Annotated in this window: 23 protein-coding genes, 1 tRNA gene and 1 pseudogene; 20 read left to right on the top strand and 5 right to left on the bottom strand. The window is 59.0% G+C overall.

Annotated elements, in window-relative coordinates; all coding sequences use genetic code 11:
• Positions 1-11: 11 nt before the first annotated feature.
• Positions 12-971 carry an AraC family transcriptional regulator ligand-binding domain-containing protein gene (locus AC1RPZ_RS26715; RefSeq protein ID WP_493140825.1) on the top strand — a complete coding sequence of 320 codons (960 nt, stop codon included), beginning with the start codon at positions 12-14 and terminating at the stop codon, positions 969-971.
• A 147-nt stretch (positions 972-1,118) separates the two neighbouring features.
• Here the strand turns inward: AC1RPZ_RS26715 and AC1RPZ_RS26710 are convergent.
• Positions 1,119-1,195 (bottom strand) — tRNA-Arg (locus AC1RPZ_RS26710).
• 349 nt (positions 1,196-1,544) lie between these two features.
• Here AC1RPZ_RS26710 and gabD point away from each other — a divergent pair.
• From gabD to AC1RPZ_RS26695, 3 genes are all read left to right on the top strand, one after another.
• Positions 1,545-2,987 (top strand): NADP-dependent succinate-semialdehyde dehydrogenase, encoded by a 1,443-nt coding sequence (gabD, locus tag AC1RPZ_RS26705; protein WP_493140812.1) that lies wholly within the window; start codon positions 1,545-1,547, stop codon positions 2,985-2,987.
• Between the two features lie 176 nt (positions 2,988-3,163).
• Complete coding sequence (gene gabT, locus AC1RPZ_RS26700; RefSeq protein WP_493140810.1) at positions 3,164-4,441, top strand: 4-aminobutyrate--2-oxoglutarate transaminase; 1,278 nt, start codon at positions 3,164-3,166, stop codon at positions 4,439-4,441.
• 136 nt (positions 4,442-4,577) lie between these two features.
• Positions 4,578-5,792 (top strand): HDOD domain-containing protein, encoded by a 1,215-nt coding sequence (locus AC1RPZ_RS26695; protein WP_493140809.1) that lies wholly within the window; start codon positions 4,578-4,580, stop codon positions 5,790-5,792.
• A gap of 48 nt (positions 5,793-5,840) precedes the next feature.
• Here the strand turns inward: AC1RPZ_RS26695 and desA are convergent, their stop codons facing one another.
• Entirely contained in the window at positions 5,841-7,019 is a 1,179-nt protein-coding gene (gene desA, locus AC1RPZ_RS26690; protein ID WP_493140807.1) for a delta-9 fatty acid desaturase DesA, read from the bottom strand.
• Between the two features lie 148 nt (positions 7,020-7,167).
• Between desA and dibA the strand changes: the two genes are divergently transcribed.
• The 6 genes from dibA (at position 7,168) to AC1RPZ_RS26660 (ending at position 13,373) form a co-directional block, all read left to right on the top strand.
• Entirely contained in the window at positions 7,168-9,087 is a 1,920-nt protein-coding gene (gene dibA, locus AC1RPZ_RS26685; RefSeq protein ID WP_493140805.1) for a phosphodiesterase DibA, read from the top strand.
• Positions 9,088-9,332: 245 nt separating this feature from the next.
• Positions 9,333-9,515: a sulfur starvation response protein OscA gene (gene oscA / locus AC1RPZ_RS26680; protein WP_007941032.1), complete on the top strand. Its 183-nt coding sequence runs from the start codon at positions 9,333-9,335 to the stop codon at positions 9,513-9,515.
• A gap of 76 nt (positions 9,516-9,591) precedes the next feature.
• A complete protein-coding gene (locus AC1RPZ_RS26675; RefSeq protein ID WP_216742753.1) occupies positions 9,592-10,605 on the top strand; it encodes a sulfate ABC transporter substrate-binding protein in 1,014 nt (337 codons plus the stop codon).
• Positions 10,606-10,675: 70 nt separating this feature from the next.
• The gene (gene cysT, locus AC1RPZ_RS26670; RefSeq protein ID WP_019691172.1) at positions 10,676-11,494 is read left to right on the top strand and encodes a sulfate ABC transporter permease subunit CysT; all 819 of its coding nucleotides are present in this window, start codon (positions 10,676-10,678) and stop codon (positions 11,492-11,494) included.
• Between the two features lie 13 nt (positions 11,495-11,507).
• Entirely contained in the window at positions 11,508-12,380 is an 873-nt protein-coding gene (cysW, locus tag AC1RPZ_RS26665; protein WP_493140803.1) for a sulfate ABC transporter permease subunit CysW, read from the top strand.
• A 3-nt stretch (positions 12,381-12,383) separates the two neighbouring features.
• Positions 12,384-13,373 (top strand): sulfate/molybdate ABC transporter ATP-binding protein, encoded by a 990-nt coding sequence (locus tag AC1RPZ_RS26660; protein WP_493140801.1) that lies wholly within the window; start codon positions 12,384-12,386, stop codon positions 13,371-13,373.
• Between the two features lie 116 nt (positions 13,374-13,489).
• Here AC1RPZ_RS26660 and AC1RPZ_RS26655 read toward each other — a convergent pair whose 3' ends face one another.
• Entirely contained in the window at positions 13,490-14,014 is a 525-nt protein-coding gene (locus AC1RPZ_RS26655; RefSeq protein WP_493140799.1) for an Mpo1 family 2-hydroxy fatty acid dioxygenase, read from the bottom strand.
• Between the two features lie 85 nt (positions 14,015-14,099).
• Between AC1RPZ_RS26655 and AC1RPZ_RS26650 the strand changes: the two genes are divergently transcribed.
• The 4 genes from AC1RPZ_RS26650 to AC1RPZ_RS26635 all read left to right on the top strand — a co-directional run bounded on the left by AC1RPZ_RS26650 (position 14,100) and on the right by AC1RPZ_RS26635 (position 16,870).
• Entirely contained in the window at positions 14,100-14,786 is a 687-nt protein-coding gene (locus tag AC1RPZ_RS26650; protein ID WP_493140798.1) for a Crp/Fnr family transcriptional regulator, read from the top strand.
• An 88-nt stretch (positions 14,787-14,874) separates the two neighbouring features.
• Positions 14,875-15,240, top strand: a complete 366-nt coding sequence (locus tag AC1RPZ_RS26645) for a response regulator (RefSeq protein ID WP_493140797.1) — start codon at positions 14,875-14,877, stop codon at positions 15,238-15,240.
• A gap of 156 nt (positions 15,241-15,396) precedes the next feature.
• A complete protein-coding gene (locus AC1RPZ_RS26640) occupies positions 15,397-15,645 on the top strand; it encodes a helix-turn-helix domain-containing protein (protein ID WP_493140796.1) in 249 nt (82 codons plus the stop codon).
• Entirely contained in the window at positions 15,638-16,870 is a 1,233-nt protein-coding gene (locus AC1RPZ_RS26635; RefSeq protein ID WP_493140795.1) for a type II toxin-antitoxin system HipA family toxin, read from the top strand. Before AC1RPZ_RS26640 ends, AC1RPZ_RS26635 begins: the two co-directional genes overlap by 8 nt.
• Here the strand turns inward: AC1RPZ_RS26635 and AC1RPZ_RS26630 are convergent, their stop codons facing one another.
• On the bottom strand, positions 16,871-17,875 hold the full coding sequence (locus AC1RPZ_RS26630; protein ID WP_493140794.1) for an AraC family transcriptional regulator: 1,005 nt from the start codon (positions 17,873-17,875) through the stop codon (positions 16,871-16,873).
• A gap of 100 nt (positions 17,876-17,975) precedes the next feature.
• Here AC1RPZ_RS26630 and AC1RPZ_RS26625 point away from each other — a divergent pair, with 100 nt between their 5' ends.
• From AC1RPZ_RS26625 to AC1RPZ_RS26605, 5 genes and pseudogenes are all read left to right on the top strand, one after another.
• Positions 17,976-19,049, top strand: coding sequence for a fatty acid desaturase (locus AC1RPZ_RS26625; RefSeq protein ID WP_493140793.1), 1,074 nt, complete (start codon positions 17,976-17,978; stop codon positions 19,047-19,049).
• A gap of 175 nt (positions 19,050-19,224) precedes the next feature.
• A complete protein-coding gene (locus tag AC1RPZ_RS26620) occupies positions 19,225-19,806 on the top strand; it encodes an alpha/beta hydrolase (protein ID WP_493140792.1) in 582 nt (193 codons plus the stop codon).
• Positions 19,807-19,862: 56 nt separating this feature from the next.
• Positions 19,863-20,798, top strand: coding sequence for a sigma 54-interacting transcriptional regulator (locus AC1RPZ_RS26615; protein ID WP_493140791.1), 936 nt, complete (start codon positions 19,863-19,865; stop codon positions 20,796-20,798).
• 201 nt (positions 20,799-20,999) lie between these two features.
• Complete coding sequence (locus AC1RPZ_RS26610) at positions 21,000-21,782, top strand: MetQ/NlpA family ABC transporter substrate-binding protein (protein ID WP_493140789.1); 783 nt, start codon at positions 21,000-21,002, stop codon at positions 21,780-21,782.
• 211 nt (positions 21,783-21,993) lie between these two features.
• Positions 21,994-22,740 (top strand): annotated as a pseudogene (locus tag AC1RPZ_RS26605) (efflux RND transporter periplasmic adaptor subunit); the annotation flags it as partial.
• Between the two features lie 160 nt (positions 22,741-22,900).
• Here the strand turns inward: AC1RPZ_RS26605 and AC1RPZ_RS26600 are convergent.
• Complete coding sequence (locus AC1RPZ_RS26600; RefSeq protein WP_493140787.1) at positions 22,901-23,530, bottom strand: class I SAM-dependent methyltransferase; 630 nt, start codon at positions 23,528-23,530, stop codon at positions 22,901-22,903.
• Positions 23,531-23,675: 145 nt separating this feature from the next.
• Here AC1RPZ_RS26600 and AC1RPZ_RS26595 point away from each other — a divergent pair, with 145 nt between their 5' ends.
• Positions 23,676-26,393: an RHS repeat domain-containing protein gene (locus AC1RPZ_RS26595; protein WP_493140786.1), complete on the top strand. Its 2,718-nt coding sequence runs from the start codon at positions 23,676-23,678 to the stop codon at positions 26,391-26,393.
• The last annotated feature ends 61 nt before the right edge of the window (positions 26,394-26,454 follow it).

Below are 26,454 nucleotides of genomic sequence, written 5' to 3'. Positions count from 1 at the left end.
TTCCGGACAACATGTGCGAAGTGGACAAAATCACTCGTGAAGAGGCCAATCAGCCAGCCCGCCGCTTTCATCGGGGTCAACTCGGGCAGGTCCTGGAACGTGTACTGCATAAGCAGACACGCAGTAACCGGCACGATTACAGCCTGCTTGAGCTTGAGCAATTGTGGACGGCGGCGGCGCAACAAGATCCCGCCATTGGCCTGCATCTGTTCGCCGAATTCACCCCGCAGGACTGCCACGTGCTGACGTACATCTGCATGTATTGCCCGGACGTCAGCGCAGCTATCCAGTGCTGGGGTGACTATGCAGGGCTGGCCTCGGACATGGACAGCGTCAAGCTGATCAGCGATGCCCATGGCCTGGGCGTAGAGTTGCGTATCGATGCCCCCGCCAAACTGGCCCGCTACGTGGTGGAGCATTACTGCGTCATGGCCGTGACCCAGCTGCGCAAAGCCACGGGCGAACCGGTCCGGCCGGTGCGGGCTCACTTCGCCCATCCGCGGCCGACCTACTACGCCGAATACGCCCGATGGTTCGGGGATAACATTGTGTTTGAGTGCGCGCATAACTGCCTGTATTACGACCCGACCGTCTTGCGGTTACCTTTGCTGACGCGGCACGACGGAATGGCGGAGTTGTTGCGCAGTGAGATGGACCGACGAATCGCTCGGCATCTCCAACTCAACGGCTGGACTGGGAAAGTCGCGGCCGGCATGCGACAAAGCCTGGCGCGTGGCGTGGTACCCAGCCTGGAAAATCAGGCAGAGGCTCTACACCAGAGCCCGCGAACCCTGCGCCGGCGCATGGAAGAGCAAGGCATGACGTTCCGTCTGCTGCTCGATCTGGTGAGGGCCGAGCTGGAACAGCATCTTGAATTTCTGGGTGAGAACCGCGCGCAAATTGCCAGTCAGCTGGGTTATGGGGACCTGGCTGCCTATCTGCATGCGCGTAAACGATGGCGGCGTGAGTAACATAACGATCGCATTCGCGATGTCGGGGGCTTGCCCTGAACAGGGGCGGTAGGTAACGCAGAGGAAGTGAAGCAACTGGCGCGCGGCGGGTGTGAATCGCCAGGTACTGGCGGTATAGCAAACCCCTGTCATACAAGGGAAAGAAGATGGTGCACCAGGCGGGATTCGAACCCACGACCCCTGCCTTCGGAGGGCAGTACTCTATCCAGCTGAGCTACTGGTGCAATGCGGGCGCCATGATACTCATATGCGCTGCGGGCGTCCATGCTGCTGAATAGCCTGATGTTTCGCGCCCGCCGAGCGGGTGGTTACTACGTTGATCAGAAAAACAAGGCAAATGCGGCGTTTTCGTTCTTTTTTTCGAACAGCCTATTGTCCTTTACCCCCTTTGATCCTAGGATTCGTTTGAGATTTCAAACGCTCTTGTCTGGGTGCTGAACCGCACGAGCTTCAATAGTGCGCTATTTATGTGCTTCAGCCCGGTGAATGATTTCCCTGACGGCAGCCTTCAAGGCGCCTTTCTACAATCATAATTTGCTCCGCGCGTGCGCGGTGCTGTTAAGGAAAGCCGACATGCAGCTTAAAGACACCCTGTTGTTCCGCCAGCAAGCCTTCATTGATGGCGCCTGGGTTGATGCGGACAATGGTCAGACGATCAACGTCACCAACCCGGCAACGGGCGAAATTCTGGGCACTGTGCCGAAAATGGGCGCAGCCGAAACCCGCCGTGCGATCGAAGCCGCTGACAAAGCGCTGCCGGCCTGGCGTGCACTGACCGCCAAGGACCGCGCGAACAAACTGCGTCGCTGGTTCGAACTGATCATTGAGAACCAGGACGACCTGGCTCGCCTGATGACCCTGGAGCAGGGCAAGCCACTGGCTGAAGCCAAGGGCGAAATCGTTTACGCCGCGTCCTTCATCGAATGGTTCGCCGAAGAAGCCAAGCGCATCTACGGTGACGTGATTCCGGGCCACCAGCCAGACAAGCGCCTGATCGTGATCAAGCAGCCAATCGGCGTGACCGCTGCGATCACCCCGTGGAACTTCCCGGCGGCGATGATCACCCGTAAAGCCGGCCCAGCCCTGGCTGCCGGCTGCACCATGGTGCTCAAGCCTGCTTCGCAAACGCCTTTCTCTGCCTTCGCCCTGGCTGAACTGGCCCAACGTGCCGGTATCCCGAAAGGCGTGCTGAGCGTGGTGACCGGCAGCGCCGGCGACATCGGCAGCGAGCTGACCGGCAACCCGATCGTGCGCAAGCTGTCCTTCACCGGCTCGACTGAAATCGGTCGTCAGCTGATGGCCGAATGTGCCAAGGACATCAAGAAAGTTTCCCTGGAACTGGGCGGTAACGCACCGTTCATCGTGTTCGACGACGCGGACCTGGATAAGGCCGTCGAAGGCGCGATCATTTCCAAATACCGCAACAACGGCCAGACCTGCGTCTGCGCCAACCGTCTGTACATTCAGGATTCGGTGTACGACGCGTTCGCTGAAAAACTCAAAGTGGCCGTGGCCAAACTCAAGATCGGCAACGGTCTGGAAGAAGGCACCACCACCGGTCCGCTGATCGACGGCAAAGCCGTGGCCAAGGTTCAGGAGCACATTGCCGATGCCCTGAGCAAAGGCGCAACCCTGCTGGCCGGTGGCAAGGTCATGGAAGGCAACTTCTTCGAACCGACCATCCTGACCAACGTGCCGAAAAGCGCTGCTGTGGCCAAGGAAGAAACCTTCGGTCCACTGGCACCACTGTTCCGCTTCAAAGACGAAGCCGAAGTGATCGCGATGTCGAACGACACCGAGTTCGGTCTGGCCTCGTACTTCTATGCACGTGACCTGGGTCGTGTGTTCCGTGTGGCTGAAGCCCTGGAATACGGCATGGTCGGCGTCAACACCGGGTTGATCTCCAACGAAGTCGCGCCGTTCGGCGGCATCAAGGCCTCGGGCCTGGGCCGTGAAGGTTCCAAGTACGGCATCGAAGATTACCTGGAAATCAAATACCTCTGCCTGGGCATCTGATCAGGTAAGGAATTAAACGCAAAGGGCACGAGAGCGCTGTCCCTTTGCGGGCTTCAAACGTTATTTCTCGGTGGCCGGGAAAGCTGTGGCAGTCGATCATCGCATGCTGCCGTAGTTGCCTCCCCGCCACGTATTCCTTGAACCACGCCGACCGATGAGCGGCGAATGAGGACACTATGAGCAAAACCAACGCATCCCTGATGAAACGCCGCGAAGCCGCTGTACCACGCGGTGTTGGCCAGATTCACCCGATCTTCGCCGACCACGCGAAGAACGCCACCGTGACCGACGTTGAAGGTCGCGAGTTCATCGACTTCGCCGGCGGTATTGCCGTGCTGAACACCGGTCACCTGCACCCGAAAGTCATCGCCGCCGTGACCGAGCAGCTGAACAAGCTGACTCACACCTGCTTCCAGGTGCTGGCTTACGAACCGTACGTAGAACTGTGTGAAAAAATCAACGCCAAGGTTCCAGGTGATTTCGCCAAGAAAACCCTGCTGGTGACCACCGGCTCCGAAGCCGTGGAAAACTCCATCAAGATCGCCCGTGCCGCTACTGGCCGTGCCGGCGTGATTGCCTTCACCGGCGCGTACCACGGTCGCACCATGATGACCCTGGGCCTGACCGGTAAAGTCGTGCCTTACTCGGCCGGCATGGGCCTGATGCCAGGCGGTATCTTCCGTGCGCTGTACCCGAACGAACTGCATGGCGTGAGCATCGACGATTCGATCGCCAGCATCGAGCGCATCTTCAAGAACGACGCTGAGCCGCGTGACATCGCTGCCATCATCATCGAGCCGGTTCAGGGCGAAGGTGGTTTCTACGTTGCGCCTAAAGAATTCATGAAGCGTCTGCGCGCTCTGTGCGACCAGCACGGCATTCTGTTGATCGCTGACGAAGTACAAACTGGCGCTGGCCGTACCGGCACCTTTTTCGCCATGGAACAGATGGGTGTTGCTGCCGACCTGACCACCTTCGCCAAATCCATCGCTGGCGGCTTCCCGCTGGCCGGTGTGTGTGGCAAGGCTGAATACATGGACGCCATCGCTCCAGGCGGCCTGGGCGGCACTTACGCCGGTAGCCCGATCGCTTGCGCCGCTGCGCTGGCGGTGATGGAAGTGTTCGAAGAAGAGCACCTGCTGGATCGCTGCAAAGCGGTCGGCGAGCGTCTGGTCACTGGCCTCAAAGCCATCCAGGCCAAGTACCCGGTGATCGGTGAAGTGCGTGCCCTGGGCGCGATGATCGCGGTTGAACTGTTCGAAAACGGCGACAGCCACAAGCCTAACGCCGCCGCCGTCGCCCAAGTTGTGGCCAAGGCGCGCGACAAGGGTCTGATCCTGCTGTCGTGCGGTACTTACGGCAACGTGTTGCGTGTACTGGTGCCGCTAACTGCACCGGACGAGCAACTGGATAAAGGTTTGGCGATCATGGAAGAGTGCTTCTCCGAACTCTGATTGCCCAGTGTGACCTGATCGACAAAAAACCCGCTTCGGCGGGTTTTTTTTGTCACTTGAAACACATCGGCGGCTTTTGCGCTGTATCGAATGGCCAGCATTGTCTAAGGTGCAGACATTGCTTCGGAGTGAACTGATGACCGCTGTCGATTTACCGGCTGTACCGCGAGTGCTGATTGCCGAGGCTGACCCTTGGTCTCTGGAGCTGCTCAAGCAGGTGTTGTTGCACGTGCGTTGCGACGCACGGCTGGATCTGTGCGCCGATGGCCAGCAGGCGTTGGAGTTGCTGAGTGAAAATCCCTACGACCTGGTGATCGCCGATTGGGAGCTTCCCGGTGTCGATGGCCTGGGCTTGCTGCGTAGCGTGCGTCAGCGGCGATGGAACCCGGTGTTGCCGTTCATTTTGATGAGCAGCCGCAACGACAGCGCCAGCGTGCGCGAGGCATTGCCGCTGACCCCGACGGCTTACCTGACCAAGCCCCTGAACATGGAAGGCCTGACTCAGCGCCTGCAAGACTTGCTGCTGAGCGCCGGTCAGACGGTGTCCTGTGATGTCCCGGCGCTGGCGCCGGGCATGACCTTGTCGACCTTCCTCGAGCGTCGGCGTGAGCTGGCGGACGGCGCGCCGTTGCTCACTGACGTGCAACTGGCGGTCAAGCACAGCCTGAACCCCAATGGCCTCGATCTGAAGCTGCTGGAAGAGGAAGTGCGCACCGACCCGCAGATCACCGCCGTGCTGATCGCCGCCGCCAACAGCGCCGCGCAGCACCTTGGCGACACCGTGCAGACCGTGTCCCAGGCCTTGCATCGTCTGGGCACCGGGCAAAGCATGAACCTGATCCTTGGCCTGGCCCTCAAGCGCAGTGCAAAGTTGAGCGATCCGTGCCTGGTCGATTACGCCGAGCGCTACTGGGACCTGTCACTGCGCACTGCAGAGTACGGTCGGACTCTGGCGCGCTTGCTCGATCTCGATCAGGAGCGTTGCTATTGCGCCGGCATGCTCCATCGCCTCGGCGATCTGGCGCTGTTGCGTTGCTTGCAGGAATGGAAACAGGCCGGTGGCGAACTGGACGAACTGGAGGAGGTCGGCGACGCGCTGGCTGAATTTGGCGCGGCCTATGGTTCGGCATTGCGCACCCGCTGGCGGCTTCCGCTGGAGCTGCGTGAGTTGATCGCGGCGGTCTATCAGCTCGGTGGCGGGGTTTACTCCCGTGAGGCGCTGGTGATGAACATGGCGGGGCAACTGGCGCGCCTGACCGAGCATGAAGGTGTTGAAGAGCTGGCGAAAAGCCGGACAGCGCGTTTGCTCAAGATCGGCTTGCCAGAGCTGATGCGCCTGCGCAAACGCTAGTTGGCACATCTGTTTTTGTGGCGAGGGAGCAAGCTCCCTCGCCACAGGTCAGGCAGGGCGCAGCGAGTAGGTTTTCAACTGGTTGGCGAAGTCGCGCAGCGATTGAATACCGCTGGCTTCGGCTTCATGGACCCAGTCCTTGATGGCCGCCAGCATGTCGTGGCCATTTGAGCTGGTCTTGATCCAGATCTGCTGCAAGGCCAGCCTTTTCTCGTAAATTACCTTCAGCGCCTGGCTGTGCTCGAGCATGGTCTGGATGCGCACATGGTGTTTGTCATCCAGCAGGCTGGTTTCCCGCGAGAGCAGGCGCTTGGCGCGATGGAATTGGTGGCGAACCGAATGGTCGACCTTTTCCAGCTCTTGCTTGACCAGCGGACCGATCACCAGCTTGCGGTACTGGGCCATGATCTGGAAGCGGTTGTTGAGGATCGCCATGGCGGTGTCCATGTCCAGGCTGCCTTTGCCTTCGACACGGTGGGCGATCGGCGCAACGCGCTGAACCTTGGCCAGACGCAGGAAGCTGAAGACCTGGATCCACGCCCAGCCGAGGTCGAATTCCCACTTCTTCACCGACAGTTTTGCCGAGTTAGGGTAGGTGTGATGGTTGTTATGCAGTTCTTCACCGCCGATCAGAATGCCCCAGGGCACCAGATTGGTCGCCGCATCACGGCATTCGAAGTTGCGGTAGCCAATGGCATGGCCCAGGCCATTGACCACGCCGGCGGCCCAGACCGGGATCCACATCATCTGGATCGCCCAGACGGTGATGCCGATGGTGCCGAACAGCAGCAGATCGATGACGGCCATGATCGCCACGCCCAGCAGCGGGTAGCGGCTGTAAAGGTTGCGTTCGATCCAGTCTTCGGGGCAGTTCTTGCCGTAGATGCGCAGGGTTTCGGGGTTTTCCGCTTCGGCGCGGTACAGCTCGGCACCTTTGCGCAAGACCGTGGACAGGCCCTTGATCACCGGGCTGTGCGGGTCGTCGACGGTTTCGCATTTGGCGTGGTGCTTGCGGTGGATGGCGGTCCACTCGCGGGTGTTCTGCGCCGTGGTCAGCCACAGCCAGAAGCGGAAGAAGTGTTTCAGGCCGGCATTGAGCTCAAGGGAGCGATGGGCTGAATAGCGATGCAGATAAACCGTGACGCCCACGATGGTGATGTGGGTCATTAACAGGGTGACTGCCACCAGTTGCCAGGGCGACAAGCCGAGTAAACCTTCGTACCACATAGGCTGTATGGCCCTCGATAAAGAAAAAAACAGCTGGCGCATTATCACTCAGCACACAGATAAAACCAGTCGCCCTTTCAGATAAGAGTGGCTGGATGTTTCTTTAATCTATAATTCCAACCTTTTTTGTAAGGACATGGACGGCCGAATGACTGCTTCTTATCGCGATGCTTTGCGTGCAACGCTGCTCTACCTGGTACTTTCCGTCGTTTGGCTGGAACTCACTGGTTATTTATTAACCAATTTATTCGATGAATCAGCTGATCTTCAGCGATGGCAACTGATCAACGGTTATGTCTGGGTGGTGCTGAGCGCCGGGTTTATCTTTATTGCCCGGGCGCGTTTGCTGGGTTTTCTCGGGATAGGCGCCAAATTGCGCCACCGCAACGAAGATCGCGCGCGATTGCGTCAGGCACAGGCGGTATTCGATTGCACCCGCGAAGGGGTGTTGGTCACTGACCGCGAAGGGTTGATCGTCCACGTCAATCGGGCCTTCATGGCGATCACGGGTTATCAGGCCGAAGAGGTGTTGGGCCACAGGCCCAACCTGTTCAAGTCCGGCCATCATCCGCCAGATTTCTATCAAGAGATGTTCCAGAGCCTGAACCGCACCAGCGAATGGAGCGGTGAGATCTGGAACCGCCGCAAGAATGGCGAGATTTACCCGCAATGGCAGGCCATCCGGGTCATACACGATGACTGCGGCCAGTTGAGCCACTACGTGGCGGTGTTTTCCGACATCAGTGCGATCAAGGACTCCGAGCACGAACTCGCGCATCTGGCGCACCACGACCCACTGACCGAACTGCCCAATCGTCTTCTGTTCAGCGATCGCGTGGAACAGGCACTCGCATCGGCGCAGATCCACAAGCGCGGGTGTGCGTTGCTGATGATCGATCTGGACCATTTCAAGATGATCAACGACAGTCTCGGGCATAACGTCGGCGATCTGTTGCTAAAAGCCGTGGCGGCTCGCCTGCAAGGCATGTTCGGCCCCGGAATTACCCTGGCGCGCTTGGGTGGCGACGAGTTTGCCGTGCTGGCCGAGAGCTGCCCGCAACTGGTGCAGGCGGCCGCATTGGCGCAGCGGATCATCGATGGCCTGAAAGAGCCGTTCCTGATCGATGCTCACCCCTTGTTCATCAACGCCAGTGTCGGTATCAGCCTGTTTCCCAGCGACGCGCTGAGCGCCGAGCAATTGCTGCGCAACGCTGATTCGGCGCTGTTCAAGGCCAAGAGTTCGGGGCGCGACGGTTATGCCTTGTACACCGAGGAGTTGACCGCCCACGCCCAGCACCGGGTCGAAATGGCCTTCGAATTGCGCCGCGCGCTGGAGCAGCAGGAGTTGCGGGTGTACTACCAACCGGTGCATGACCTCAAGACCAGCCGTTTGACGGGTGTTGAAGCGCTGGTTCGCTGGCAGCATCCGCAGCGTGGGTTGGTGTCGCCGGCTGAGTTCATTCCGATTGCCGAGCGCACCGGGTTGATCGCCGAGATCGACGCCTGGGTGATGCAACAGGCCTGCCAGCAGATGTGTGTCTGGCAGAAGGCCGGGGTGGTGTTGTCGTTTATTGCGGTGAACGTGTCTACTCGCCTGTTTGCCCGGCGCGAACTGTTTGAGCGGGTCGCCCAAGTGCTGCACGACACGGGATTGGACCCGGCTTATCTAGAGCTGGAAGTGACCGAAAGCGCGGTGATGGAAGACCCGGAAGTGGCGCTGGAACAAATGCACCGCTTGCGCGAATTGGGTGTGCGGCTGGCTATCGATGACTTCGGCACGGGTTATTCGTCGCTGCTGCGACTCAAGCGTCTGCCGGTGCAGAAACTCAAGATCGACCAAGGCTTCGTCGCCGGCCTGCCGTGGGATGAGGATGACGCAGCGATCGTTCGAGTGATCATCGCCCTTGCGCAAAGCATGGGCATGCAGGTGCATGCCGAAGGCATCGAGCAGGTCGAGCAAGCGGGTTTCCTGCTCGAACAGCGTTGCGATCTGGGCCAGGGCTACTGGTTTGGCCGACCGATGCCGGCGCAAGAGCTGGACTGGACTCGGGCGCCGGTGATTCGTTAAACATCAAAAGATCGCAGGCTTCGCCAGCTCCTACACCGATCGCGTAGGAGCTGCCGCAGGCTGCGATCTTTTGATCTTCTGGCACCCAATCTCCACGCAACCCCTTGGTCCGTCAAATAATGCATTTAAGTTATATAAACATTCTTAAATAGTCTTTTTAAGAATATATGCGCCTATCTACTATTGCTCTCACGCCGCAAGCAGTGCCACCACTGCCAGGCACATCTCATTCAAGGAGCAGCACCATGAGCGCATCTCTACGTAGCGTCGACGGCCAGGACGAAGCAACCATCTTGCGCGAGATCCAGAGCGCACTGCGCGATCTGCGCTTTGGGGCAGTGGAGATCACCGTGCACAACGCCCAGGTGGTTCAGATCGAACGCAAAGAGAAATTCCGTTTACAGAACCCAGGCAACAAGCCGAGCTGAAGCACTACTCAACGGGCAACCCGATTCCGGAAAAACCATAAGAACAGCCAACACAAAAGAATTCAGGAGCTGCACCATGTCGTCGATTCGCCGTTACGCTTTGGCTGCTCTGGCCAGTGCCATTTTTGCCGGTTCTGCGGTTGCCAAGGATTACGAACTGCTCAACGTGTCGTACGACCCGACCCGCGAGCTGTATCAGGACTACAACGCCGAGTTCATCAACTTCTGGAAGAAGGACCACGCTGGCGACAACGTAAAGATCCAGCAATCCCACGGTGGCTCGGGCAAACAAGGCCGGGCGGTGATTGATGGGCTGCGGGCTGACGTGGTGACCCTGGCACTGGCCGGTGACATCGACGAAATCGCCAAACTCGGCAAAACCCTGCCAGCCGACTGGCAAAAACGCCTGCCGGATGCCAGCACGCCATACACCTCGACCATCGTGTTCCTGGTGCGCAAGGGCAACCCTAAAGGCATCAAGGACTGGGGCGACCTGACCAAAAACGGCGTTGAAGTGATCACCCCGAACCCGAAAACCTCCGGCGGTGCGCGCTGGAACTTCCTCGCGGCCTGGGCCTATGGCCTGAAAGCCAACGGCGGTAACGAAGCCAAGGCCAAAGAGTATGTGCAGACGCTGTTCAAGCACGTGCCTGTACTGGACACCGGCGCTCGCGGTTCGACCATTACTTTCGTCAACAACGGTCAGGGTGACGTGTTGCTGGCCTGGGAAAATGAAGCTTTCCTGGCGCTGAAAGAACAGGGCGGCGCCGACAAGTTCGACATCGTCGTGCCTTCGCTGTCGATCCTCGCCGAACCGCCGGTAGCCGTCGTCGACAAGAACGCCGAGAAGAAGGGCAACGAGCAGATCGCCGAAGCCTACCTCAAGCACCTGTACAGCCCGGCCGGTCAGGAGATCGCCGCAAAAAACTTCTATCGTCCACGCGACAAGGACGTGGCCGCCAAGTACGCCAAACAGTTCCCGACCCTGGAGCTGGTGACCATCGACAAGGACTTTGGTGGCTGGAAGTCCGCTCAGCCGAAATTCTTCAATGACGGCGGTGTGTTCGACCAGATCTATCAGGCGCAGTAACCTGAAATAGCTGACAAACGAGCCCTGAATCGTGATTCGGGGCTTGATGCGCTCTCAACCAAGGACTTCTATGTCGCGTCGTATCTCCCCCGTCATACCCGGCTTCGGGCTGACGCTGGGCTACACCTTGGTGTACCTCAGCCTGATTGTGCTCATACCCCTGGCGGCGATGTTCGTGCATGCCGCGCAACTCACCTGGGATCAGTTCTGGGCAATCATCTCGGCGCCACGGGTGCTGGCGGCGTTGAAGCTCAGTTTCGGCACCGCGCTGTACGCCGCGATCATCAATGGCATTATCGGCACGTTGCTGGCCTGGGTGCTGGTGCGTTACACCTTCCCCGGACGCAAGATCATCGACGCGATGATCGACCTGCCGTTCGCACTGCCGACGGCGGTGGCCGGTATTGCGCTGACGGCGCTGTACACGCCGACCGGTCTGGTCGGGCAGTTCGCCGCCGACCTGGGGTTCAAGATCGCTTACACGCCGCTCGGTATCACCCTGGCGCTGACCTTCGTCACGCTGCCATTCGTGGTGCGTACGGTGCAGCCGGTACTGGCCGACATCCCGCGAGAAATCGAAGAGGCCGCCGCGTGCCTGGGCGCCAAGCCGCTGCAGGTGTTCCGCTACATTCTGGTTCCCGCACTGCTGCCTGCCTGGCTGACCGGCTTTGCTCTGGCGTTTGCCCGGGGTGTTGGCGAGTACGGTTCGGTGATTTTCATTGCCGGCAACATGCCGATGAAAACCGAAATCCTGCCGCTGCTGATCATGGTCAAGCTCGACCAATACGACTACACCGGTGCTACCTCCATTGGCGTGCTGATGCTGGTGGTTTCCTTCGTCCTGTTGCTGCTGATCAACTTGTTGCAGCGGCGCATCGAAACCCCATAAGGAGGCGCGAAAAATGTCCCAATCGTCTATTGCCGCCGCGTCTTCGGCCAACGCTGCCCGTCGTGGCAGCGCGGCTTCCCGGCGAATCCTGATCGGCCTCGGCTGGCTGATTTTTGCGCTGTTTCTGTTGTTGCCACTGTTCATCGTGATGTCCCAAGGCCTGAAGCTTGGCCTCGGCGCATTCTTCACGGCGATCTTCGAACCGGATGCTCTGTCGGCCCTGAAACTGACCGTCATTGCGGTGTTGATTTCGGTGCCGCTGAACCTGGTGTTCGGCGTCAGCGCGGCCTGGTGCGTGAGCAAATACTCGTTCCGTGGCAAGAGCATGCTGGTGACCCTGATCGACTTGCCGTTCTCGGTCTCGCCGGTGATTGCGGGTCTGGTTTATGTGCTGATGTTCGGCGCCCAGGGCATTTTTGGCCCGTGGTTGCAGGACCACGACATCCAGATTGTCTTCGCCTTGCCGGGCATCGTGCTGGCGACGATTTTCGTCACCGTTCCGTTTGTGGCGCGTGAGCTGATTCCGCTGATGCAGGAGCAAGGCACGCAGGAAGAGGAAGCCGCACGCTTGCTGGGCGCCAATGGCTGGCAGATGTTCTGGCACGTGACGGTGCCGAACATCAAGTGGGGCCTGATCTACGGCGTGGTGCTGTGTACCGCGCGGGCGATGGGTGAGTTCGGCGCGGTGTCGGTGGTTTCCGGGCACATTCGCGGGGTGACCAACACCCTGCCGCTGCATGTCGAGATCCTCTACAACGAATACAACCACGTCGCCGCGTTTGCCGTTGCGAGCCTGTTGCTGATCCTGGCGCTCTTCATCCTGCTGCTCAAGCAGTGGAGCGAGTCCCGTATTAACCGCCTGCGCGTCAGCGCCGCGGAGGAATAAGTCATGTCGATCGAAGTCCGTAATGTCAGCAAGAACTTCAACGCGTTCAAGGCGCTGAACAGCATCAACCTGGACATCCAGAGCGGCGAGCTGGTGGCGTTGCTCGGCCCGTCCGGCTGCGGCAAAACCACCTTGCTGCGGATCATCGCCGGCCTGGAAACCCCGGACACCGGCAGCATCGTGTTCCACGGCGAAGACGTCTCCGGCCATGACGTGCGTGATCGCAACGTCGGCTTTGTGTTCCAGCACTACGCTTTGTTCCGCCACATGACAGTGTTCGACAACGTCGCCTTCGGCCTGCGCATGAAACCGAAAAACCAGCGTCCGAGCGAAAGCCAGATCGCGGTCAAAGTCCATGAGCTGCTGAACATGGTGCAACTGGATTGGCTGTCGGATCGCTACCCGGAACAGCTCTCTGGCGGCCAGCGTCAGCGCATCGCGTTGGCCCGTGCCTTGGCGGTTGAGCCGAAAGTCTTGCTGCTCGACGAGCCCTTTGGCGCGCTGGATGCCAAGGTCCGTAAGGAGCTGCGGCGCTGGCTGGCGCGGCTGCACGAAGACATCAACCTGACCTCGGTATTCGTGACCCACGACCAGGAAGAGGCGATGGAAGTGGCCGACCGCATCGTGGTGATGAACAAGGGCGTGATCGAGCAGATCGGTTCACCGGGCGACGTCTACGAAAACCCGGCCAGCGACTTCGTGTACCACTTCCTCGGTGATTCGAACCGTCTGTACCTGGGCGACGACAACCACGTGCTGTTCCGTCCTCACGAAGTGTCGCTGTCGCGCACTGAGCTGGAGGATCACCACGCGGCCGAGGTGCGTGACATCCGTCCGCTGGGTGCAACCACGCGGATCACTTTGAAGGTCGAAGGCCAGAGCGAACTGATCGAAGCGGAAGTGGTGAAGGACCACGACAGCCTGACCGGCCTGGCCAAGGGCGAGACGTTGTTCTTCAAGCCCAAGGTCTGGCAGAAAGTCGCCAACCTTTAAGAGCATCGTCGGATCGCCGCCCGGAGCAAGCTCGCTCCCACAATGGACCGGTGCTGACCACAAATTCTGTGATCAACCGAAAACCCTGTGGGAGCGAGCTTGCTCGCGATGGCGTCCTACGCCGCCGCATTTTTCTCACGCAGACGTACCCCACCCGCCCGCGCCTCGATCTGCTCTTTCAGCTCATGCCGCAACCCCAGCAAAAACGCCAGTTCGGCCACCACAAACAACGGCCCGACGATCAAACCCGTCACATCATCGACAAACGCCGGTTTGCGTCCTTCGTAGTGATGGCCGACAAACTGGATCGCCCAGCCGACCACAAACATTGCGATGCCGCTGCTCAACCAGAGCAGGGTGCTTTGCGCCGCGAGGATTTGGCCTAGCCAAACGGACAGGCCCAGTAGCACTGTCATGACCACGCCAAGGCGCACTTCCAGACGTAAATAGAACCACGCCGAGGCCAGCGCCAAGAGCCCCGCTGGGGACAGCCAGAGCCCGGCCACCGGCCATCCTGGCCGTGACAGCAGCACCGCGACGGCGACCACGATCAGTGGAATGCCAATGAAGTGGCTGGCGATGTTGCGCGGGTCACGGTGGTACGCGGCGTATTGACTGAGGTGGTCAACGAGGCTTTTCATTGTTATTCCTCCGGTAGGGATGTCGATCATGCCCTGCGGTCAGTCGTTGCTCTGTCAGCCAGACGACAATCATCTTGGAGTTCTCATGGATATGCAGGCCTGGCGGTCACGCCTGATGAAGGGGCAGTGGTTCAGCCATTTGTCGCCCTTGTTACAGGATAGTCTGCTGTCCCTGGCCCGCGTGCGGCGGCTGTCGCCGGGGCAACGGCTGTTCAAGCGCGGTGATCCGCCGTGTGGTCTGTATGCGGTGCTCGAAGGTGCGGTGCGTGTGGGTGCGGTGAGCGAGCAGGGCAAGGAAGCGCTGCTGAGCCTGATCGAGCCGCCGCACTGGTTCGGTGAAATCTGCCTGTTCGACGGCCAGCCGCGCACCCATGACGCCTATGGCGTGGGCCACTGCATTCTGTTGCACATCCCCCAGGCCGCGTTGCTCGCCTTCCTCGAAGAGCACCCGAAACACTGGCGCCAGTTGGCCTTGCTGATGAGCCATAAATTGCGCCTGACCTTCATCAATCTCGAGCATTTGACCTTGTTGCCAGCCCCGGCCCGCGTGGCGCACCGTTTGCTGATGATTGCCGATGGCTACGGCGAAATAGAGCCGGCACGGCGCATTTTGCAACTGCCGCAGGAACAGTTGGCGTTGCTGCTTTCATTGTCGCGGCAAACCACCAACCAGATCCTCAAAGACCTGGAGGGTCAGGGCATTCTCAACCTGAGTTATGGCGAGATCGAGATCCTCGATGCAGGGCGGTTGCGGGCATTGGCGAGCGTCTGAATCGGCCACGTCATCCGAAATATCCGTTAGTGATGGGCTTTGTGGGCCAAGGGGCCTAGCCTGTGGTGATGATTATCCGAGGTGTGCCATGCGTTTGCTGTTAGTGGAAGATGAACCCGAAACCGCGAAGCTTTTGGCCCTAGGCCTGAGCGAAGCCAGCTATACGGTGGATGTGGCGGACAACGGCATGGCCGGTCGACGCTTTATCGAAACGGCTGAATATGACCTGATCATTCTCGATGTGATGCTGCCCGGCCTCAACGGTTGGCAGCTGTTGCAACAGATCCGACAGCTCGGCGCAACGCCGGTGCTGTTCCTGACCACCACAGATGGCATTGAAGACCGGCTGCGCGGGTTGGAGCTGCATGAGGATGACTACCTGCTCAAGCCGTTTCCCGTGAGTGAGCTGGTGGCGCGGGTGCGCAAGTTACTGAGGCGTGATCGAGGGCGCTGAAGTCTCTTGGGGGCCTCTGGTCCCTGATGATTAACACGAACCTGCGGAGCGAGTCTGGCGAAAAAATGAGCTAAACTTCGTTTTAATAATGCATTAAATATGATGCATATTTAGTTATTTATTAAAAATGCACTGTATATGATGCAGGTGGTTCGAATGGAAAGCCTTGGCGAACTGATCAGATTGCTACGCAAAGAGCGAAAGCTGTCGCAACAAGACCTGGCAAAGCAGTACGGCATGAGCCGTGCCACGATCTCGGGTATCGAGAACAACACCCTCTCCGAAATCGGTATCCGCAAGGTTGAAGCCATCCTCAACGGTTTTGGGTACGAACTCACGGCCGTGCCTCGGCAATCGAAGCGTCCGACGCTGGATACCCTGAAAAAGGAAAACTTCCATGGTTGAGCCGCAGGATAGGGACAGGTTGCCTATCAGTGTGTCCGGTACCTCGGTAGGAACTCTGGGGCGAAGTCAGTCTCGCATTGACTCAGTGTTTACCTACACCGAAGACGTGCTGGAAGAAAACGCCGTCTCATTGACCATGCCGGCTCGCCTCGAGAGCTATACGTGGGAAAGAGGAGTGCCACCGGTTTTTGAAATGAATCTGCCGGAAGGCTCTCTGCGCGATGAGCTGGTTCGTCGTTTCAGCAAGGCGGTTCGAGGGTTTGACGACTTCGCGATGCTAGCGATCATCGGTCCGCATCAATTGGGGCGGCTGGGGATTGCAGACACCCGGGATGCGAGCGACCGTCCACCTGAAACCAGCCTTGCGGACCTTTTGGTGCATGACGGTGCTCAGGGTTTGTTTGATGATCTGTTGCACACCTATGGTCAGTATTCGGGCGTTTCCGGTGTGCAGCCCAAAGTGCTTGTCCGTGACAGCGCGACAACCGTCGATCGCCTGACCCATCGAGGGGCAACTCATCTGGTCAAGACCTTTCGTCCAGAGGAATACCCAGAGTTGGCCGCCAACGAATACTTTTGTATGCGGGCCGCACTGCATTCGGGTCTTGAGGTGCCGAAGTTCGAGCTCAGCGAGCGAGGCAAATTTCTGGTCGTCGAACGCTTCGATCTGAATGACAAGGGCTACCTGGGCTTTGAAGATTTCTGTGTGCTCAATGCCTGGCCTTCCAGGGCAAAATACGATGGCTCATACGAAGGTGCCGCCAGGCAGATCAAGGAATTTGTCTCCCCGCCATTGCTTAACCGGGCCCTTGAGTCATTTTTCAAGATCGTTGTCCTGTCATCCGCTCTGAAAAATGGCGACGCCCATCTCAAGAACTTCGGTGTGCTTTACGAGCACTGCGGCGCTGATGCGCAAATCAGCCTGGCTCCGGCCTATGACATCGTCACGACCTCGGTCTACATCAAGGCAGACAGCATGGCGTTGCTGTTGGGTGGATCGAAGGCATGGCCCAAATACAAAATGCTGATGCGTTTTGGTCGGTCGGCCTGCAACCTGACCGAGGGGCGTTGTAATGAACTGCTGCAGCAAGTGGCCCACGGGATGGACGTAGCGATGGCTGAGATGGTTGATTACATCAAGGCAAACGGCGCCTTTTCCGAGGTGGGTGAAGCGATGATTGAGCAGTGGAAATCAGGCGTTGCGCGCAGTCTCGTGAAAGGCTGATCACCGCAACCCATCGCGAAACTGCCCCGGCGTCATCCCGGTCCAGCGTTTGAAGGCGCGGCTGAAGCTGCTGGTGTCGGCGAATCCGAGCAGATAGCTGATTTCGCTCAGCGAGCATTGTGGGTCTCGCAAGTGCAGCAGTGCCAAGTTCTCACGACACTCATTGAGCAACGTATCGAACCGGCAGCCTTCGTCCGCCAGGTGCCGTTGCAAGCTGCGCAAACTCAAGTGCAAGGTCTCGGCGATGCGTTCGGCGCTGGGTTCGCCTTCCGGCAGCTGCGCTTCGACGGCGTCGCGCACCTTGCGCTCCCAGGTCAGTGGGCGCAGTTGCGCCAGGGCGCGCTTGAGCACGGTTTCGTTGTGTTCGGCCAGCTCCGGGTTGGCGTCATCCAGATGGCTTTCGAAGTCATCGATGGAAAACTCCAGCCGGTCTTCGTCAGCGGCAAAGAAGATCGGTGCGCGGAACACCGCATGCCATTGTTTCGGGTCGACCGGTTCCTCGCGACGCAGGTACACCGCCAGCGGCGCGTAGTCCCGGCCCAGACGGTTGCGACAGGTGCGCACGTAGATCGCGGCGAAGGCGTCGATCGCTTCCCGTGCTGGCGCCGGACTGCCTTCGGGGACCTTGAGGGTGAAGCAATAGCGATCTTCGCCACGGGTCAGTTCCAGTTCCAATGCGTCGCTGATCACTTGGTGATAACGCACGATGCGTTCGAACACCTCACGCAGACTGCCGCTGGCGACCAGTGCATAACCCAGTGCGTGGAAGGTGGTCGGGCTGACGAACCGCGAAACCCGCAACCCAATCGCCGGGTCACCACTGAGCTCGACCGCCAGCTCCCACAGTCGGGTGGTGGCCGATAACGGGTAGCGGGCGTTGGGGTCGTCCATCAGTTGCGGGTCGAGCCCGGCTTGCAGGCACAGGGCGTTGCTGTCGAGGCCGAGGGCGTCGAGTTGTTTGCGCAAAGCGCGGGTCCAGCTGGCGAGGGAGGTGGGTTCAATCATGATGATTGGCGCTTCCGGTCAACAGGTTGGCGTTCACAGCTAACGCCCGGAGCGATCACCCAAGGCAGGATGCGAACATCAATAACTAAAGGATGGAAGCATGTACGGTACTTCTGCAAGTCCTGAACGCCTGAATGCACAACAACGATCTGCGCATATTCGTGAAGTGGTGCTCGCTCGCGGTGTCGAACTGCGTCAGCGCTACCCGATGCTCAATCATCAGGACGCCTTGGGCGTGGGCATTCTGGCCTTCGCCCTGGCCGGGATGACGGGCTCGGCGGCGCTCTACATGACCGGGCACATGGCCTGGTGGGCGTGTTTGCTGCTGAACGGGTTTTTTGCCTCGCTGACCCATGAGCTGGAACACGACCTGATTCACAGCCTGTATTTCCGTAAGCAGCGCATACCGCACAACCTGATGATGGGCTTGGTCTGGCTGGCGCGGCCGAGCACCATCAACCCGTGGATCCGCCGCCATCTGCACCTCAACCATCACAAGGTGTCCGGCAGCGAAACCGACATGGAAGAACGCGCCATCACCAACGGCGAGCCTTGGGGCATCGCGCGTTTGCTGATGGTCGGTGACAACGTGATGTCAGCGTTCATCCGCATGCTGCGGGCCAAGACCTGGGCGCACAAGTTCAGCATCATCAAGCGCACCCTGAAGGTTTACGCGCCATTGGCGCTGGTGCACTGGGGCGCGTGGTACCTGTTCCTCGGTTTTCACGCGGCCAACGGCATCGCGTATTGGCTGGGCACCTCGGTGGAGTGGTCGGCGACCACGCTGTCGGTGATGCAGGTGATCGACATTGCCGCGGTGGTGATCATTGGCCCGAACGTATTGCGCACCTTTTGCCTGCACTTCGTCAGCTCGAACATGCACTACTACGGCGACATCGAGCCGGGCAACGTGATCCAGCAGACCCAGGTGCTGAACCCCTGGTGGCTGTGGCCGTTGCAGGCGTTCTGCTTCAACTTCGGCAGCAGCCATGGCATCCATCACTTTGTGGTGAAGGAACCGTTTTATATCCGCCAGATGACCGTGCCGGTGGCGCACAAGGTGATGCGCGAGATGGGCGTTCGCTTCAATGATTTCGGCACGTTTGGACGGGCGAACCGGTTTGTGCGCAAGGGGCAGGTGGTGGGGGAAGAGGTCCGTACCGTTCGGGCGTGATGGTTGTATTTGCTGGCCTCTTCGTCGGAACGCCGCCCGGAGTTAGCTCGCTCCCACAAGGGTGATCAGCTTTATATTCTATAATGATCTTAACAAATATCTTCTTATTCCTTAACGAATATAACTCTCCTCCCTATACTCGATCCGGAACAGACACGCACCGGAGAGTTCCCCCATGCGCAACGAATCAATTCGCTACCTGATTGTGCCGGGCTGGCAAGGATCGCCAGATGATCATTGGCAAAGCCACTGGCAGAACAGCCTGCCGAACAGTGCGCGGGTGGAGCAGGCCGATTGGCTGACGCCGCGCCGTGAGGATTGGGTCGCGGCGCTGGCCGAAGCGATCGACGCCGACAGCACGCCAGTCATTCTGATCGCCCACAGCCTGGGTTGCATCACCGTTGCCCATTGGGCGGCCACTGCGCCGTTGCAGGCGTTACGTCAGGTTCGTGGGGCCTTGCTGGTGGCGCCTGCCGACGTCGAACGCCCGGCCTGCAAGCCTGCGTTGCGCAACTTTGCACCGATTCCGACGCACCTGCTGCCGTTCCCGAGCCAGGTTGTGAGTTCCGACAACGACGCCGCTGTCAGCGCTCCACGGGCGCTTGAGCTGGCGCGTAACTGGGGCGCGGAAGCGGGGATTCTGGCAGGTGCCGGGCACATCAACGTGAAGTCCGGCCACCATCGTTGGGAGCAGGGGTTTGCCTACCTGTATCGCCTGCAAAACCGCATGGAACATCACGCCCTGCGCCGCGCTTGAGCCTGTTTTTTATCTAAACGCCCCCGTCTCCCGGCGGTTTTGGGCGGGAGTCTGCCATGAGTTTGCATGAATCTTTCGGTCAGCCATTGCTGACCTTTCCCGACGCTGAAAAAAGTCCGCTAAGCATTCGCGCCAAGGCGCTGGTGTTCGTCGACCCACGCTCGCGCCAGCTGCGCCAGGAGCTGGAGCAACTGGCGCCGCGCTCGATCTCGGTGTTGATTCGCGGTGAAACCGGTACTGGCAAAGAGTTGTTGGCGCGACATATCCACCGTGCCAGTGATCGCGGCGGTCTGTTCGTGTCGGTCAACTGCGGCGCCATCAGCCCGACCTACGCCGATGCCGAGTTGTTCGGTTATGCCGGTGGCAGTTTCAGTGGTTCGGCCAGCAGTCGCGCCGGTTGGTTTGGTTCGGCCAATGGCGGGACGTTGTACCTGGATGAGATCGGTGATCTGCCGTTGCCGATTCAGATCAAATTGCTCGCCGCCCTGGAAAATCACGAAGTCACCCGCGTGGGTGCCCAGCAACCGAGCCCGGTGGATGTGCGGCTCGTGGCGGCGACCAGCATCGATTTGGCGCAAGCCGTGGCGGCCGGCAAATTCCATGAGCGGCTCTACCACTACCTCAGCGAAGGTCAGCTCGAATTGCCGGCCTTGCGTGAGCGAGTCGGCGATATTCAATCGTTGGCCGAGTATTTCCTCGGCATCTACAGCCAGCGTCTCGACCTGCCGGTACCGTTTATCAGCGACGCGGCACAGCAGGTTCTGGAGCGGTACAGCTGGCCGGGCAACACCCGGGAACTGGAAAATGTCATTCACTTCGCGTTGCTGGTGAGCAGTGGCGAAGAGGTTCTGCCCGAGCATTTGAATTTGCTGCAGGTGTCGTCGCCATTGGAGTTGATTGAACGACAGACAAAGCAGGTTATCAAAACCGGTTCTGCCGGTGAGCGCGCAGCGCTTAAACGCTTGCTCGAAAGCCTGACGCAATCCCTTTAACCCCGTGGCGAGGGAGCAAGCTCCCTCGCCACGGGGTTAAAGGTGTGTGATGCCTGTATGAACAAAATGGAATATGAAAGTGAATAAAAGATATTGTTCGGGAATAAAAAATCTCGGTATTGTCCGCTCCACACCAGCGATAGCCCTTCACGGGCACTTCATTTTTTAGCCGTTGTCGACAACGGCAAATAAGGACACTGCATGAAAAAGGTTCTGTTGTTCACCGCATTGGCGGCTGCCCTGACCGCAGGTTTGGCCCAGGCTGGCGAGAAACTGGTGGTTGCCGCAACGCCGGTGCCACACGCCGAGATCCTCGAACTGATCAAACCGACCCTCGCCAAAGAAGGCGTGGATCTGGAAATCAAGGTTTTCACCGACTACGTACAACCGAACGTACAGGTCGATCAGAAACGTCTGGACGCCAACTACTTCCAGACCCTGCCGTACCTGAAGAGCTTCAACGAAGGCAAAGGCACTCACCTGGTGACCGTGATCGGTGTGCACGTCGAACCGTTCGGCGGCTACTCGAAGAAAGTCAAAACCCTGGCTGAGCTGAAAGACGGCGCGACCATCGCTATCCCGAACGAAGGCAGCAACAGCGGCCGTGCGCTGATCCTGTTGCAGAAAGCCGGCCTGATCGAGCTGAAAGACCCGAAAAACGCTCTGGCCACGCCAAAAGATATCGCCAAGAACCCGCACAACTTCAAGTTCAAGGAACTCGAATCCGCCATGCTGCCGCGTGTGCTGGATCAGGTCGACCTGGACATGATCAACACCAACTACGCGCTGGAAGCGGGTCTGAACCCGGCTAAAGACGCACTGGTGATCGAAGGTGCGGATTCGCCGTACGTGAACTTCCTGGTTGCGCGTCCAGACAACAAGGACAGCGTGGCGATGCAGAAACTGGCCAAGGCCCTGACCAGCCCTGAAGTGAAGGCGTTCATTGCCAAGAAGTACAGCGGCGCGGTACTGCCAGCGTTCTGATGACGCGGTAAACCCCTACAAGGTTTCAACGCCGATGGCTGATAGAGCGTCGGCGTTTTTTATGGGAAGAACATCAAAAGATCGCAGCCTGCGGCAGCTCCTTGGGCCCCCCTCAGACCGAGGCGAAACTGGAACCCTGATCTAAGCTCACCTTCATATCGTCACTTGCCCGCCTGTATCACGCCCGCCCTTACCACGCAAAGGAGCCTGCATGGCTGGTCCCGGATTGAAATGTATCGTTGACCTGAGCTTCCTTGCCCTGCTGGCCGCGTGCGGCGATAAAAAACCGATCGAAAAGGAACGTCCGCGGGTGTTCGTGCAAGAGGCCAAACCCACGGATTTTGCGGCCTCGGTGACCCTGGCCGGGGATGTTCAGGCACGGGTTCAGACCCAGTTGTCGTTCCGCGTTGCCGGCAAGATCATCCAGCGCATGGTGGATGTCGGCGATCGTGTTTCCGCCAAACAAGTGTTAGCCAGACTCGACCCGAAAGACCTGCAGACCAGTGTTGATTCGGCCCAGGCCCAGGTCGTCGCCGAGCAGGCACGGGTCAAGCAGACCGCCGCCGCGTTCGTTCGACAGCAAAAACTCCTGCCCAAGGGTTATACCAGCCAAAGCGAATACGATTCTGCCCAGGCTGCATTGCACAGTCGCCAGAGCGCGCTGACCGCAGCGCAGGCGCAGTTGGCCAATGCCCGAGAACAGCTTGGATATACGCAGCTGATTGCCGAAGCGCCCGGCGTGATCACCGCGCGTCAGGCTGAGGTCGGTCAGGTGGTGCAGGCCACGGTGCCGATTTTCAGTCTCGCCCGGGACGGCGAGCGTGACGCGGTGTTCAATGTCTACGAATCGCTGCTGAGCGCGCCGCCATCGGACCGATCGGTGGTGGTCAGCCTACTGGACAATCCCAAGATCAAAACCACCGGCACGGTGCGTGAAATCACCCTTGCTGTTCCTGCCGGCGCTGTATGTGGCCTGGTACAAGATCAAGGAGCCGAAGAAAACCGCACAGTAACGGCGAGCAAGCCCGCTCCCACATTTAATCTTCAGCAAACACAAAACATGTGTACGACACGAGCCAGTGTGGGAGCGGGCTTGCTCGCGAAAGCGTCCGAATTGACTACACCGATTTACGCCAAACGCTGGCCAACCAAGGCTGCTGATCACGTGGCAGCCCGGCCGGCCGGTAGTAATGCTCCAACTCGACAAACCCCGCCTCTGTCAGCAACTTCTGCCACGCCGCCAGATCGTGATACGCGCCAAAGCGCTCACCATTCCAGCCTTCGCGGTTATCGCCTCGCGGATTCGAACTGAACAGCACACCGCCCGGCTTCAATGCCCCGTGCAGTTGCTTCAAAACCCGTGGCAATTCCTGAACAGGAACATGAAACAGCACCGCGTTGGCAAAAATCCCGTCGAAGCGTTCGGCCGGCAGATCGAGTTTCAGAAAGTCCTGCTGCCAGACCTCGCAACCGCTGTCCTCGCGGGCCATCTGGGCGAACCGTTCCGAACCATCGAGGCCGATGGCGATGTGGCCCATGCGGGTGAAGGTTTGAAGGTCGCGGCCCGGGCCACAGCCGAAGTCGAGCACCGTGAACGGCGCCGAGCCCTGAATGTGCCGCAACAGCGCGTCGATGTTCTGGCTGACATCATGGTCGCGGGTGCCTTCACGGAAACTCTCGGCCACCTGATCGTAGTGGCCAAGGGTGGTCGCGGTGATCTGTTTGAGGTCGTCTGGAGTGTGTTTCATGGCGGCTGCGCAGGCAAAGGGAGATATGCCGACTATAGGCGCTATTGCGCCTTTAAATCATCGTTGCACCTGTTACTTCTTACAGTATCGGTCAGACAAAAAATCGCCCATTCTTCAGGGAGGTTCAGGCAAGCAAGGGATCGCGATGATCGTCCAGGCTTCTCACGACACGGCCACACCGACATTGTCGGTCATAGACCCGCGTGGGTTGGCGATCCGCAGCGTGGGGTACTGCCGGCAGCGCGCCGGGCAAACCATAGATACGCGGATTACCCGACAGACCTTCGATGCGGCGGGTCGGTTGATCGAGAGTTGGGATCCTCGACTGTGGGGTGTTGCCTCGAAGCCGAACCTGGCGACCGTCTATGACTTGACGGGCAAAAGCCTGCTGACCGATAGCGTCGATGCGGGTTGGCAGTTGGGCTTGTTGGGTGAAGCAGGCCAAATGCTGTCGAGTTGGGACGGCCGCGGCAGTCAGCGCCATACCGAATACGACGGTTTACAGCGTCCGGTTGTGCTCACCGAGCACACCAGTGACGGACTGCCCCGAATTGTCGAACGCCTGAGTTACGGCGATTCGGATGCAGAATTCGCTGAACACAATCAGTGCGGGCAAGTCATCCGCCATGACGACCCTGCGGGCACTCAAGTCTTCACCGAATATGGCCTTAATGGTCAGGTGCTGAGCGAAAGCCGGCGTGTGCTCATGGACCTGGAAACCCCCGACTGGCCATCTTCCGTCGACGCTCGGGACGCATTGCTGGAAGAGCACGCTTTTGTCTCGATACAAACCTGCAACCCCATCGGTGAGCTTCAGACGCAGACCGATGCCAAACGCAACGTCAGAACTTTCTCCCACACCGTCGCGGGAGAGCTCAAGGCTGTTTGGTTGAAACAGGCGGCGTCCAACGAACCGAACTTGCTTGTCAGCAACATCCGTTACAACGCCTTGGGCCAGATCGACAGCGAAACCGCTGGTAATGGGGTGGTGACCCGTACCGAGTACGCGGCCGATGACGGGCGGCTGATCAGGCTGGTGGCGCAAGTAGGCACTCAAAAACCCTTGCAGGACCTGAACTATGGCTACGACCCGGTGGGCAACATCGTCGAGCTGGAAGACCGCTCGCAGAGCGTCAGTCATTTCAATCATCAGCGCATCGAGCCGATCAACCGTTACCGCTATGACAGCCTCTATCAACTGGTCGAAGCCCTGGGCTGGGAAGTCAGCAGCCCAAGCCATGGGCCGGCGCTGCCGGGGTTAATGCCGACGCCGCTGGACCCCAACCAGCGGCGCCGTTACACCCAGACGTTCGACTATGACCGGGTGGGCAACCTGATCACCCGCCACCACAGCGGGGTGGCCAGCTTCTCAATGTTCACCTCCAGCCGCAGTAATCGCAGCCTTGGCCAACGCGATGACGGCGGGTTGCCGGGGGAGGAGGAAATCGCCCAGAGCTTCGATGCCAACGGCAATCAACTGGAGCTGCAACGCGGCCAAGCGATGAACTGGGACACGCGCAATCAACTGAGCTGGGTGACCCTGGTCCAGCGTGACGACGGCCCGGACGATGACGAATGTTACGTCTACGACCGCCCCGGCCACCGACTGCGCAAGGTGCGCCTTACGCACACCGGCACCCGAACCTTGCGCGCTGAAGTGCGTTATCTGCCGGGTCTGGAAATCCACCGGGATGCCGATGGCGAAGAACACCATGTCATCAGCGTGGACGCCGGACGCAGCAGCGTGCGGGTGCTGCATTGGCCAAACTCCGCCCCCGAGGGTATCGACAACGATCAATGGCGTTACAACCTGAGTGATCATCTGGGCTCCAGCAGCCTGGAACTGGATGATCAGGCCGGTGTACTGACGCAGGAGCACTATTACCCCTTCGGTGGCACGGCCTGTTGGGCGGGTAAAAGTGCAGTGGTGGCGAAGTACAAGACGATTCGGTATTCGGGGAAAGAACGGGATGCGACGGGGCTTTATTATTATGGGTATAGGTATTACGCGCCTTGGTTGCAGCGGTGGATGAGTGCGGATCCGTTGGGGAACTTAGACGGCCCGAATCTTTATCAAATGGTGGGAAACAACCCGCTCAATTACCACGACGGGCAAGGCACTATAAAGATCCCGGTAGATATTTTTATTGCCGATATCGTCAACCCTACCGCCAAAACTATTGGCACGGGGTGGTTCGAGGAACTGGTATGGGACGAAGAGAAAAGTACCTTCATGAGTGCTGGGTCTGTTTTTGGTCGAGGAATGAAGGTGTTCGAGGGCGAAAACTCTGAGTGGTACCCGTCCTCGTCCGGGCATGCGGTTGCTTTTTTTCGCGATCAGGACAGTAAGCTTCGTCTGTTTGCAAACATGTACTTTCAGCACATGGGCATGCAGCCCAACATGGGGCTGCCAGAGTTTGTAGGGCTGTTGAAAGTCGATGAGCATGACTCATCAAAATTCATCATCAACAATCACTCTGGACACTACAAACCCGAACCCTCTATCGACGTAGTGTCGATGATTCGTGAAATCGCTCCAGGACAGCAGTCGGTCAGCTACGTCCCAGTACCCGAGAGCGCGTCATTTGATTCAACTCTTCGAACAAGTATTGCTTCACCCGAGGAATACTCGCGCCTTGTAAATGCGTTCAAACGTGATTTCAAGGACTTGATCGGGTACCTGAAAGAACAAGGTGTGTGGGAGGCCGCTAAAGAGCGTTGGGGCAGTAACGAAGGTATGAATGTCATCTTCAAAATGGATGCGACTGGCCTGACGGCCGACCAGATTTACAGAAACGAGGTCGAGTCGAAACGGGCCGAAGGATTGGTAGGGCCCGCGCAGCCCACCGCGGGACTGTCATAAATTTTGTGTTCGGGCATAACATGTTGCAGAGGTGCATGTATGCCGACCAAGAAAAAACCGG

This window comes from Pseudomonas sp. GW822-FHT02D10, from assembly GCF_058802345.1.
This window is presented reverse-complemented; position numbering and strand designations above follow the sequence as displayed.

Bases quoted from the DNA above. Each gene is read 5' to 3' on its own strand.
- AC1RPZ_RS26610 (WP_493140789.1), top strand. From the start codon at position 21,000: ATGAAAAAGGTTCTGTTGTTCACCGCATTGGCGGCTGCCCTGACCGCA.
- AC1RPZ_RS26615 (WP_493140791.1), top strand. From the start codon at position 19,863: ATGAGTTTGCATGAATCTTTCGGTCAGCCATTGCTGACCTTTCCCGAC.
- cysW (WP_493140803.1), top strand. From the start codon at position 11,508: ATGTCCCAATCGTCTATTGCCGCCGCGTCTTCGGCCAACGCTGCCCGT.
- AC1RPZ_RS26645 (WP_493140797.1), top strand. From the start codon at position 14,875: ATGCGTTTGCTGTTAGTGGAAGATGAACCCGAAACCGCGAAGCTTTTG.
- oscA (WP_007941032.1), top strand. From the start codon at position 9,333: ATGAGCGCATCTCTACGTAGCGTCGACGGCCAGGACGAAGCAACCATC.
- AC1RPZ_RS26715 (WP_493140825.1), top strand. From the start codon at position 12: ATGTGCGAAGTGGACAAAATCACTCGTGAAGAGGCCAATCAGCCAGCC.
- AC1RPZ_RS26640 (WP_493140796.1), top strand. From the start codon at position 15,397: ATGGAAAGCCTTGGCGAACTGATCAGATTGCTACGCAAAGAGCGAAAG.
- AC1RPZ_RS26660 (WP_493140801.1), top strand. From the start codon at position 12,384: ATGTCGATCGAAGTCCGTAATGTCAGCAAGAACTTCAACGCGTTCAAG.
- AC1RPZ_RS26625 (WP_493140793.1), top strand. From the start codon at position 17,976: ATGTACGGTACTTCTGCAAGTCCTGAACGCCTGAATGCACAACAACGA.
- gabT (WP_493140810.1), top strand. From the start codon at position 3,164: ATGAGCAAAACCAACGCATCCCTGATGAAACGCCGCGAAGCCGCTGTA.
- desA (WP_493140807.1), bottom strand. From the start codon at position 7,019: ATGTGGTACGAAGGTTTACTCGGCTTGTCGCCCTGGCAACTGGTGGCA.
- AC1RPZ_RS26600 (WP_493140787.1), bottom strand. From the start codon at position 23,530: ATGAAACACACTCCAGACGACCTCAAACAGATCACCGCGACCACCCTT.
- AC1RPZ_RS26650 (WP_493140798.1), top strand. From the start codon at position 14,100: ATGGATATGCAGGCCTGGCGGTCACGCCTGATGAAGGGGCAGTGGTTC.
- dibA (WP_493140805.1), top strand. From the start codon at position 7,168: ATGACTGCTTCTTATCGCGATGCTTTGCGTGCAACGCTGCTCTACCTG.
- AC1RPZ_RS26630 (WP_493140794.1), bottom strand. From the start codon at position 17,875: ATGATTGAACCCACCTCCCTCGCCAGCTGGACCCGCGCTTTGCGCAAA.
- cysT (WP_019691172.1), top strand. From the start codon at position 10,676: ATGTCGCGTCGTATCTCCCCCGTCATACCCGGCTTCGGGCTGACGCTG.
- AC1RPZ_RS26695 (WP_493140809.1), top strand. From the start codon at position 4,578: ATGACCGCTGTCGATTTACCGGCTGTACCGCGAGTGCTGATTGCCGAG.
- AC1RPZ_RS26595 (WP_493140786.1), top strand. From the start codon at position 23,676: ATGATCGTCCAGGCTTCTCACGACACGGCCACACCGACATTGTCGGTC.
- AC1RPZ_RS26620 (WP_493140792.1), top strand. From the start codon at position 19,225: ATGCGCAACGAATCAATTCGCTACCTGATTGTGCCGGGCTGGCAAGGA.
- AC1RPZ_RS26675 (WP_216742753.1), top strand. From the start codon at position 9,592: ATGTCGTCGATTCGCCGTTACGCTTTGGCTGCTCTGGCCAGTGCCATT.
- gabD (WP_493140812.1), top strand. From the start codon at position 1,545: ATGCAGCTTAAAGACACCCTGTTGTTCCGCCAGCAAGCCTTCATTGAT.
- AC1RPZ_RS26635 (WP_493140795.1), top strand. From the start codon at position 15,638: ATGGTTGAGCCGCAGGATAGGGACAGGTTGCCTATCAGTGTGTCCGGT.
- AC1RPZ_RS26655 (WP_493140799.1), bottom strand. From the start codon at position 14,014: ATGAAAAGCCTCGTTGACCACCTCAGTCAATACGCCGCGTACCACCGT.